This is a genomic window from Pseudomonas hunanensis (assembly GCF_013393325.1).
In the GTDB taxonomy this organism is placed as follows: Bacteria; Pseudomonadota; Gammaproteobacteria; order Pseudomonadales; family Pseudomonadaceae; genus Aquipseudomonas; species Aquipseudomonas putida_P.
The window spans coordinates 87,535-96,881 of the sequence record NZ_QJRC01000092.1 but is presented as its reverse complement, the minus strand read 5'-3'; the positions used below and the strand labels follow the sequence as shown (position 1 = coordinate 96,881).

The 9,347-nt window shown below is 63.5% G+C and carries 11 protein-coding genes; 1 reads left to right on the top strand and 10 read right to left on the bottom strand.

All coding sequences use genetic code 11. From position 1 onward, the window contains the following. Nucleotides 1–18 precede the first annotated feature (18 nt). On the bottom strand, nt 19–531 hold the full coding sequence (locus DM807_RS15275; RefSeq protein ID WP_012271865.1) for a nuclear transport factor 2 family protein: 513 nt from the start codon (nt 529–531) through the stop codon (nt 19–21). After that, complete coding sequence (locus DM807_RS15270; RefSeq protein ID WP_179027515.1) at nt 524–1,657, bottom strand: amidase; 1,134 nt, start codon at nt 1,655–1,657, stop codon at nt 524–526. The genes DM807_RS15275 and DM807_RS15270 overlap by 8 nt, the downstream gene beginning before the upstream one ends. A 146-nt stretch (nt 1,658–1,803) precedes the next feature. Between DM807_RS15270 and DM807_RS15265 the strand changes: the two genes are divergently transcribed. Continuing rightward, on the top strand, nt 1,804–2,283 hold the full coding sequence (locus tag DM807_RS15265; protein WP_012271863.1) for a MarR family winged helix-turn-helix transcriptional regulator: 480 nt from the start codon (nt 1,804–1,806) through the stop codon (nt 2,281–2,283). 15 nt (nt 2,284–2,298) lie between these two features. Here DM807_RS15265 and DM807_RS15260 read toward each other — a convergent pair whose 3' ends face one another. From DM807_RS15260 to catA, 8 genes are all read right to left on the bottom strand, one after another. Further along, a complete protein-coding gene (locus tag DM807_RS15260; protein WP_012271862.1) occupies nt 2,299–2,796 on the bottom strand; it encodes a flavin reductase in 498 nt (165 codons plus the stop codon). Nucleotides 2,797–2,807: 11 nt separating this feature from the next. After that, nucleotides 2,808–3,767: a PDR/VanB family oxidoreductase gene (locus tag DM807_RS15255; RefSeq protein WP_179027514.1), complete on the bottom strand. Its 960-nt coding sequence runs from the start codon at nt 3,765–3,767 to the stop codon at nt 2,808–2,810. A gap of 47 nt (nt 3,768–3,814) precedes the next feature. Further along, a complete protein-coding gene (locus DM807_RS15250) occupies nt 3,815–4,555 on the bottom strand; it encodes an SDR family NAD(P)-dependent oxidoreductase (protein ID WP_060494558.1) in 741 nt (246 codons plus the stop codon). Nucleotides 4,556–4,565: 10 nt separating this feature from the next. Continuing rightward, complete coding sequence (locus DM807_RS15245) at nt 4,566–5,042, bottom strand: aromatic-ring-hydroxylating dioxygenase subunit beta (protein ID WP_041166471.1); 477 nt, start codon at nt 5,040–5,042, stop codon at nt 4,566–4,568. Then, nucleotides 5,042–6,325, bottom strand: coding sequence for an aromatic ring-hydroxylating oxygenase subunit alpha (locus tag DM807_RS15240; protein ID WP_012271858.1), 1,284 nt, complete (start codon nt 6,323–6,325; stop codon nt 5,042–5,044). The genes DM807_RS15245 and DM807_RS15240 overlap by 1 nt, the downstream gene beginning before the upstream one ends. 16 nt (nt 6,326–6,341) lie before the next feature. Continuing rightward, nucleotides 6,342–6,704: a hypothetical protein gene (locus DM807_RS15235; RefSeq protein ID WP_012271857.1), complete on the bottom strand. Its 363-nt coding sequence runs from the start codon at nt 6,702–6,704 to the stop codon at nt 6,342–6,344. A gap of 17 nt (nt 6,705–6,721) precedes the next feature. Then, on the bottom strand, nt 6,722–7,891 hold the full coding sequence (gene iacA / locus DM807_RS15230; RefSeq protein WP_012271856.1) for an indole-3-acetate monooxygenase: 1,170 nt from the start codon (nt 7,889–7,891) through the stop codon (nt 6,722–6,724). 519 nt (nt 7,892–8,410) lie between these two features. Next, nucleotides 8,411–9,346 (bottom strand): catechol 1,2-dioxygenase, encoded by a 936-nt coding sequence (gene catA / locus DM807_RS15225; protein ID WP_060494559.1) that lies wholly within the window; start codon nt 9,344–9,346, stop codon nt 8,411–8,413. Nucleotide 9,347: the final 1 nt, after the last annotated feature.

The window sequence follows — 9,347 nt, the reverse complement described above, 5'->3', positions numbered from 1 at the left end:
CAGGGATCGCGTCTGGGCTTAGTCGTTAGGCACCGGCAAGGGGGCCTCACTGTTCCAGGCCGTAACCGGTCGGCTGAACTGGTTCTCGGTCTGAAAATGCGCCATGCGCCACTGCCCCTCCTCCAGCGCAAAGCGCACCGTCAGCCGCGCAGCATTCAGGTGCGATGCACCGTCGGCAAAGGTGCTGGTCTGCAACATCACCCAGCGCCCCACACCCTGCTCGCCGTCCATCTCGATCACCTCACTGGTGAGAAAGTGCACGTTCAAGGCAAAGTGCGCCGGGGTTTTCATGTAGGTGGCAAACATCGCACGGATCGCCTCACGGCCACGGTAGCCGCCAAAGCTGGCGGCATACCGGGCGCCCTTGCCTTCCCACACGGCTTCACGGGTAAACAAGCCAGCCAGTTCGTCCAGCGGGGTGCTGCAATCGAGCTGATCGCACAGTTCCATATAGCGATTGATGCACACCCGAATGGCCTGCTGACGCTCGAACACCTGCAAGCGGGCCTGCAACTCATGCAAGTCAGTCATTGCTGCCCCCGTTGCCGCCATACAGGTTGAGCAACAAACGCTCGGCCACTGCCAACAGCTTCTCGTCCGCACCTTTGGCCCCCACCAGTTGCAGGCCCACCGGCAGGCCGGCCTCGCTACCCAGTGGGATGCTCAACGCCGGGTGCCCGGACAGGTTGAACGGCCGCACCAGCGAGGTCATGCCCAGTACGGCGCGAGTGTCGCTGGCCTCCTCCAGCCGCAGCGGGAAGTCCGGCATGGTCGGCAACGCCAGTACATCGTAACGGGCAAGGGCTTGGTCGACTTCCTCGGTAAACCGCTGGCGTACCGCCTCTGCCTCAGCCAGCGCGGCATCATGGGTCTGCCCCGCCGCCGCCAGGCGCCCGGCGATGTCACTGCCAACCTTGCCGGTTTCCAGCAGGTGGCCACAGGCCTGGAAGGTTTCGCGGTTGATCACCACCATGCCAGCCTCATACGCCGCGCCAAAATGCTTGAGCTCGACATTGCCCAGCGGCAAGCCGCTGGCGCTGAGCGCCCCCTGCACCGCCTTATGTATGCCTACTTCGGCCGTTACCCGCAGCACACCGATACGCGCCTTCGCAGGTACCTGGGCGGGCACGAACGTCGGGTCTATCATGGCCATGGCGCGCACCAGCATCGGTAGGCTCGCAGCGAACGGGCCAACACAATCGAGGCTGCTGCTGGCCGGCATCACCCCTTGGCGGCTGACCCGGCCAAAGGTCGGCTTCAAGCCGAACACGCCACAGCAACAGGCCGGCACGCGCACCGAACCACCGGTGTCGGTGCCCAGGCTGAAGTCGACCAGGCCAGCAGCCACTGCAGCCGCCGAACCGCTGGACGAGCCTCCGGGAATACGCCCCGGAAAACGCGGGTTGGCCGCCGTGCCGGTGTGGTGGTTGATACCGGTAGTGCCGAAGGCCAGCTCGTGCAGGCCGACCTTGGCAGTCAAGCGCGCACCGGCCGCCAGCAGGTGGCTGACCACCTCGGCATGCCGCACCGCCAACGGCGCATCCTCCAGCGCTTGGCTAGAGGCACGGGTGGCGGTGCCGGCGACATCGATGGTGTCCTTGATCGCGACCCGCGGGCCGCTGCCGCCAAGGTCGAGGGGTTCTACGATTATTGTCATTGTCATACCGCCCTTTGGATGATGGAGCCTTGCCAGATACTTGAAATGTCAACTGAATATTCCAGCACCTAGGCGCACCTTTGTAATAGCCAAATGCATGGAAACGTCTATGATGTCGCGACTATTTCCGCACACGTAGTGAAGCGATGAGCACTTCGAAGAACACAGGCCACAGCCATCACGATCCGGCCAGCGATGAGTTTCGCAAGGAAGACTTCCCTTTTTACTGGCTGGCCCGTGTGCATGGCCGCTACACCCAGAACATGGAACGGCTGCTGAAGAAGATCGACCTTGACGTGCCGCGCTGGCGCGTATTGTGGATCCTCAACGAGAACGGCGAATCGAGCATTTCCGAAATCTCCACCCATGCCATCGCCAAGCTGTCGACCATCACCAAAATCGTCTATCGGATGAAAGACGACGGCCTGGTCGACACCGCCCCCAGCCCCGAGGACGGCCGCGTGACCCAGGTACGCATCACCGAGGCTGGGCTGCAGAGCATCGCGCGCATGCAGGATGTGACCCGCGACCTGTTCCAGCGCAGCTTCAAGGGGCTGACCGAGGCGCAGGTGCAGCGGTTGAACAAGATGCTCGAAGTGGTTTTCCATAACCTGGATACCTTCTAGGCCGCAGGAGCGCGTTCAGCAGGCCTTGGAGGTTTCGCACACCCGGTGATACGCGCGGTTGAAGTACACCAGCCCATCATCGGCACCGCCCTGGCGGATGTCCTGGATCTCGCAGTAGAAAATGCTGTGCGAGCCAACTTCATGCACCTGGGCAATGCGGCAGTCGAAGTTCACCAACGCCTCCTGCATCACCGGCGCCCCGCTCTCCAGGACCGTCCACAACGTCGAGGCAAAGCGTGCTTCCATGCTCAGGTTGCGGTTGGCGAACACCCCGGACAACTCCTGATGGGTGCCGGCCAGCACGTTCACGCACAAGGCGCCGTTGGCCTTGAACTGCTCGTTGGAATACGAAGCACGGTTCATGCAAACCAGCAAGGTGGGCGGTGAGTCGGTCACGCTGCACACCGCCGAAGCGGTGAAGCCGAAGCGCCCGGCCGGGCCGTCGGTGGTAATGACCGAGACGGCGCCACCGAGCATGGCCATCGCGTTGCGAAAACGGGTTACCTCTACCATGGTCATGCTCCTCAGATATCCAGCACCAGCTTGTTCGACTTGGCCCGCGAGCAGCACACCAGGATCTGGTCGTTCGCGGCCTTCTCTTCATCGGTCAGGTACACATCGCGATGGTCGGGCTCGCCTTCGAGTACCTCGCACATGCAGGTGCCGCACACACCCTGCTCGCAAGAAATATCGATGCGTATACCCACCTGGGCCAAGGCATCGAGGATGGTCTGGCCCTTGGCGACCTGCACAGTCTTGTTGCTGCGCGCAGCGACCACTTCGAAGCCCTGGCCAGTGGCGTCGACCTCGACCTGGAAGTACTCCTTGTGAATGTGCTCCTCGGCATAGCCCTGCTGGCGCGCTCCTGCGATCACCCAGTCCATGAAGCCCGACGGGCCGCAGGTGTACAGGTGTGTACCGGGCATGCCAGCGCCGAGTACATCGGCCAGGTTCAGGCGCTGCGTCGCCTCTTCATCGTCAAAATGGGTAACCACCCGTGCCGCGAATGGCGCATCGGCCAGCGCTTCGAGAAACGCACTGCGGCTACGCGAGCGCCCACAGTAATGCAGTTCGAAATCGGCGCCCTGCTGGTGCAAGGCGTGGGCCATGGCAATCATGGGTGTGATCCCGATGCCGCCACCCAGCAGGATCGAACGGGCGGCGCCAGCCGCCAACGGGAACAGGTTGCGCGGTGCGCTGATCTGTACCTCGCGCCCCTCCATCAGGGCCTCGTGCACACCCACCGAACCACCACGGGACGCCGGGTCTTTCAAGACGCCCAGGCGATACACCGTCACATCCGCCGGGTCGCTGCACAGCGAGTACTGGCGCACCAGGCCGGGCGCCACATGGATGTCCACGTGCGCGCCGGCCTCGAAAGCCGGCAAGGCAGCGCCGTCGGCTCGCCCAAGGTCGAGTACGACCACGTCGGCCCCTTGAATCTCGCGCTTGCGCACGACTACGTTCAACAGTTCTTCATTCATGCTCGGTGTCCTGTAGTAACCAGGGGCGCGCGGGCGCCCCGTCAATGTCAACGCATGAACAAGCCGCCGTTCACATCCCAGGTCGCCCCGGTGGTGAAATAGGCCTCGGGCCGTGCCAGTTGCACGATCAGGTCACCCAGAAAGTCGGCATCCCCCAGGCGCTGTACCGGAATGTTGGCCAGAAGGCCCGGCAGCCGTTCGACCGGCACCGCGGCATGCACCGCCGGCGAGTCGACAGGGCCCGGGGCGATGGCATTGACGGTAACGCCGCGAGCGGCAAACTCCTTGGCAAACACCTTGGTCAGGGTGATGATCGCGCCCTTGCTCGCCGCATAGTGCGCGCCGGTGGCCGTGCCGCCGTTTTGCCCTGCCAGCGAAGCCATGTTGATGATCCGCCCGTAACCGGCCTCGGCCAGGTACGCGCCGAACACCTGGCAGCCGAGGAACACGCTGCGCAAGTTCAGGCCGACCACGGCGTCGAACTCTTCCGGGCTGATCTGCATCAGCGGCGTGGTCCTGGTCACGGCGGCGTTGTTCACCACCACGTGCAAGCCGCCGAAGCGCTCAAGCACCTGGGCCAGGGCCTGCTCGAAATCGGCCTTGCTGGCGACATCCAGCTTTACCGCCAACGTGCGTCCAGCCTGCCCTTGCAGCTGTTCGGCAGTGGCCTGGGCAAGTGCCAGGTCACGGTCCGAGACCACTACGTCGAAGCCTGCGGCCAGCAGCCGGGCGCAGAAACGCTGGCCCAGGCCCTGGCCGGCGCCGGTTACCAATGCGACTTGGTTCATGGCCTTGCCCTCAGAGGATGTAGCCGATACCGGCGAGGGTATCGTCACTGTTGATCAGGCTGATCACCTTGCGATGGACCCTGAACCCGCCCTCGGCTCGCACCAGGGTGTACGTGAGGTCGGCGCTGTAGTGCTTGAGGCTTTCCTTGCGGAACTCGCGCACGTTCTGCGCAGCGCGCACGGTGACATTGACGCCGTCGTCCGCGAGCACACGGATACGCGAAATCGTGCGCACGGTACGTGGCTGCGGGCTGGTCGAGATCGACTCGCCACCGATGAGCCGCTGCACACGCAGGGCACGCATGTGGTGGTCGTCATAGGCGTAGTTCAAGGTGTTCTCGTAGTCGCTTTCCTTGGGGTCGATCGGGATGATGTAGGTGCCTTTGTCAGTCCACAGGTTGAGCCAGGCGTCGTACTCGCCATGGTCGAGCATGTCGCCTTCCTGCCAGATGAACGCGGTGACTTCGTTGAACAGGTTCAGGTTCATCATTTGGCCTCCGCGGTCATCATCTTCTTCCACTGCTGGTACGCCGCGCGCATGCCGGTCTCGGCACTGACGTCGGAAATCAGGCCATCGGCGCTGGGCTTTTCACCCACCAGGCCACGGTTGAGCATGATCCACAGGTCTTCACCGGCGCGGGCGCCCTTCTGCACCCGCTCCCACGCCTCGGAATCGTCCGGGGTGCCGAAGCCCATCGGCCCCTGGAAATGCTCGTGCAAGCGCAGGCGATAGCGGTTGGCCGCCGCCGGGCCGCCATCCATGGTGATTACCGCATGATGGATTTCGGTTTCGCTCACCGAAATCGGCTGCAGCACACGGAAGAACGCCATCGAACAGGCCACGTTGGGGAACAAATTGAGGTTGAAGCCCGAACCACCGACCGCGCGGACGATGCGCCGCACCTGCGCCTCGTCGATGCCTTCGTCGCGCAGTTCGGCGGCAAGGCTTTCGAAGCGCTCCGGGATCGGTTTGTCGAGGTCGGCCTCCAGGTCGACCAGTTCGGGGATCATCACCATCACGCTGTGGCCGTTGCCCAGGTCTTCGACATAGCCAGGGCCCTTGACGAAGTCGAACAGCTCCAGGGTCTGCTCATCGACCGAGGACAGGAAACTTTTGTGCACCAGCGGGAAGTGGTAGGCGTCGGTGGTGTTTTCCAGCTGGATCTTCCAGTTGCCGGGGAAGCGGAAGCGGTGCTCGCCCGGCACTTTGATGCCATAACCGGCGCCCTGCTTCATGAACAGGTCCATCCACTTCTTCGCCGCACCGAGAAAGTCCTCCAGCGGCTCGATGTCATCCTTGAACGTGGCGAAGACCATGCCGGCGTAGCTTTCGGTGCGCAGGCTGACCAAGGGCAGCTCGGCCTTGTCCAGGCAGTCGCCGTAGCTTTCCGGGTGCGGGATACCGCGCAGCGAACCATCCAGGGCATAGCCCCAGCCGTGGTACGGGCAGACAAAGCTGTTGGTCTTGCCCTTCTTGTGCTCGCAGACGGTGGCGCCACGGTGCCGGCAGCGGTTGAGCAGCACGTTGATGGCCTTCTTGCGGTCGCGTACCACGATCACCGGCTGCTTGCCGATGTAGGTGGTCTTGTAACTGCCGGCTTCGGGGATTTCGCTTTCATGGGCGACCCAGATCCAGGTGCTGTGGAAGATTTTTTCCAGCTCGGCATCGAACAGCGCCGGGTCGGTGTACAGAGAGGTGTGGACACGGTCGGGCTGCACCAGCTCGGCCGGATCGATTGCCAGGTTGATGGCGGGAATCAGGTTGCTCACGGGATTATTCCTCTTCTCAGGCGCGCTGGATGATCAGTTCACGGCCAACACGGGCCTCGACCTTGGCGTAGCGCCACAGCTTGTAAGGCCCCTCGCCCACCGCCGTGGTGCGGAACAGGTTGCAGGCGGCGTGCACGGCCTCGATGTTGGGCACATCGGCCAGCAGGTAGGTGGTCCAGGGGAAGCCATCGGACGGCCCGACCATGGCTTGGTCATCGTCCATGTTGCCCAGCACGCGTACCCCGGGCAGGTCGTGGATGCCGTTCCACATGGCGCTGAAGGCGGCCCACACCTGCAGTTGCTCTTCACGCGGGGCATCGAAGAAGTTCTGGTTGATGCCCATGCAGAACAGCACGCGCAAGGCTTTTGTGTCGCTCATGACAAATCTCCCGAGGGTTACAGGTAGCCCGGCAGGGGCTGTTTGCCGAAGAACATGGCTCCGGCGTTCTGGTAGGTGACGTCGCCCATGAAGGCGTGCTGGGTGACCACTTGCGCATCGTTGACGCAGCGCGCCAGTGGGCTCTCGTTGTAGATGCCAGTCATGCCGGACAGCAGTTGCGCACTGCGCGCCACTTCGGCGGCAACGCGCGCGGCATGGGTCGAGGACAGGCGCAGCAGGTTGGTCACCTCGACCGGCACCGGGTCGCCAGCCAGCACATGCCCCCAGGCCTGCTCGATGGCTTCGTAGAAGAAGGCCCGCGCCGAACGCAGGGCGGCCTCGGCCTTGGCCACGTCCACCTGGGCCAGCGGCCGGTCGGCCAGGGCCGGGGCGCCGGTGACCGAAATGCGCCCGCTGGCCATGCCCGACAGCTCGTCCAGTGCGGCGCGGGCAATGCCCAGGCCGACCACCGACAGCACCTGGGTGGCGAACGACAGCGACGGGTAGCGGAAGAACGGCTCGTCCAGGTTCGGCTTGCCGCCGCGCACGAAGGTCCACTGCTCGCCCACCCGCACATCCTCGACCACCAGGTCGTGGCTGCCGGTGCCGAGCAGGCCGACGGTGTCCCAGGTTTCTTCGATGCGCGCCTGGCTGCGCGGCAGCACCGCCAGGCGCGGCAGGTCGAGCTTGTCGCCGTTGCGCGGGGTGATACCGACGCCAACGATATCGGCGCCCATCGAGCCGCTGGAGTACTTCCAGCGGCCGTTGACCTTGAAACCGCCGGGCACGGTTTCGGCCGGCTGCGGCGGGAAGATGCCACCGGCGAACACGGTGTCAGGGCTGTTGCCGTAGATTTCGGCGATGGTATCCAGCGGCAGCGCCGCCAGGTACACCGGGCTCATGCCGAAGCTGGCGACCCAGCCGGCAGAGCCGTCAGCGTGGGCGATGCGCTCGATCATTTCGCAGAAGGCCGCTGGCGAGCACTCCAACCCACCAAAGCGCTTGGGCACCAGGGCGCGGTATACGCCATGTGCTTTGAACGCATCGATCACGTCGCGGGAAATATGGCGCTGGCGATCGAACTCGCCGAGGCGGGCACGATCACGAACGCCGTCAAGCAAGGCCTCGAAAGCAGGGCCGCAGGCAAGCGCCGACAGGGGCGCGTCACGCAGGCAAAGCGAATCCATGGACTATCTCCGTCTCAGGCGCGGTTCGGGTGTTGAGGCTGGGAATGGCGGGCGGCGCTGGCCACTGGCAAGCACCGGCCACGCGGGGAAGCGAAGGCAGGTTGGGGCGGCATATCTGTCTCTCTTGTTTTGGGTGCCGGTGACAGATATTTGCGATTATTTACGTGAATTGTCAATTGAATTTTCACGCTAAATACAAAGAAAGTTACCTCGCTCATTTGCGCTTGAAGACAGATAAAACCACGTTAATCATTGATTTATGTGGGTTTTTTATAAGAAACAGATGGACCTAGGCTCACGCGCAAGCGAAAAATATTTAGACCACTTTTCACGTAATTTGGCGAGGGATATTTCGAAAGGACCAGAGGGGGGAAACAGAAGGGAAATGCAGATGGATTTTCAGCGGACAGCAAAAAGCCCAGGCCCTCCCCGCACGGAAAGGCCCAGGCAAAAAACACAGTGAAAGACGCTCAGAATGCCGGGGGCTGCTGCGCAGCCCCAACGTTCTGCGCCTGGTACTCAGCCTTCCTGCAACGCACGCGGCCGGTGGCTGCGCGCCTCGGCCTCCGGCGCCGCGGCCCCCTGCAGGTGGAAGTCGAACGAAAGCTCGGCAAAGCGCTCGCCTTGCACGCCACGGTCACGCGCCGCCGCCGCATCTTCGACAAAGCGCAGCTCGCCAATCAGCCCGTCACGGGTGGCGTAGGCAAAGTCGTCCCACAGGTACTTGTCACCCTCGAAGTTGATCTGCGTGGTCAGGTGGCGGTACCCCGGCGCCGAGATGAAGAAGTGCACATGCGCCGGGCGCTGGCCATGACGGCCGAGCAGGTCCAGGCATTCCTGGGTCGGCCCCTGCGGATCGCAACCATACCCCGACGGCACGATCGAACGTGCACGGTAGCGGCCCTCGGCATCGGTGATGATGCGCCGGCGCAGGTTGTAGTCGGACTGGGTCGAGTCAAAGTACGAATAGGTGCCCTGGGTGTTGGCATGCCACAGGTCGACGGTGGCACCGGCCAACGGCTTGCCGTCGGCATCGAACACCTGGCCCTGGAGGAACATCACCACACCTGGGTCGGTGCCGTCGTCCATGCGCACTTCGCCTTGCGCCAGCGGCGCCCCGGCGACGTACAGCGGGCCTTCGATGGTGCGCGGAGTGCCGCCAGCAAGGCCGGCTTCGGCGTCCTTGGCGTCTTGCAGCAGGTCGAGGAAGTGCTCGATGCCCAGGCCAGCAGCCAGCAGGCCCGCCTCGTTACGGCCGCCCAGGCGGTTGAGATAGTCAACGGCGTGCCAGAACTCGTCTTCGGTGATCTCCAGGTCTTCGACCAGGCGTGCAGTGTCTTGCAGCACGCGCAGGATGATCTGCTTGAAGCGCGGGTTGCCTTCGGCATGGTCCAAGCCAGCAACCTGCTTGAAGAAGGCTTGAATGTCGGCAGTGTGGGAAATTTTCACGGTCATC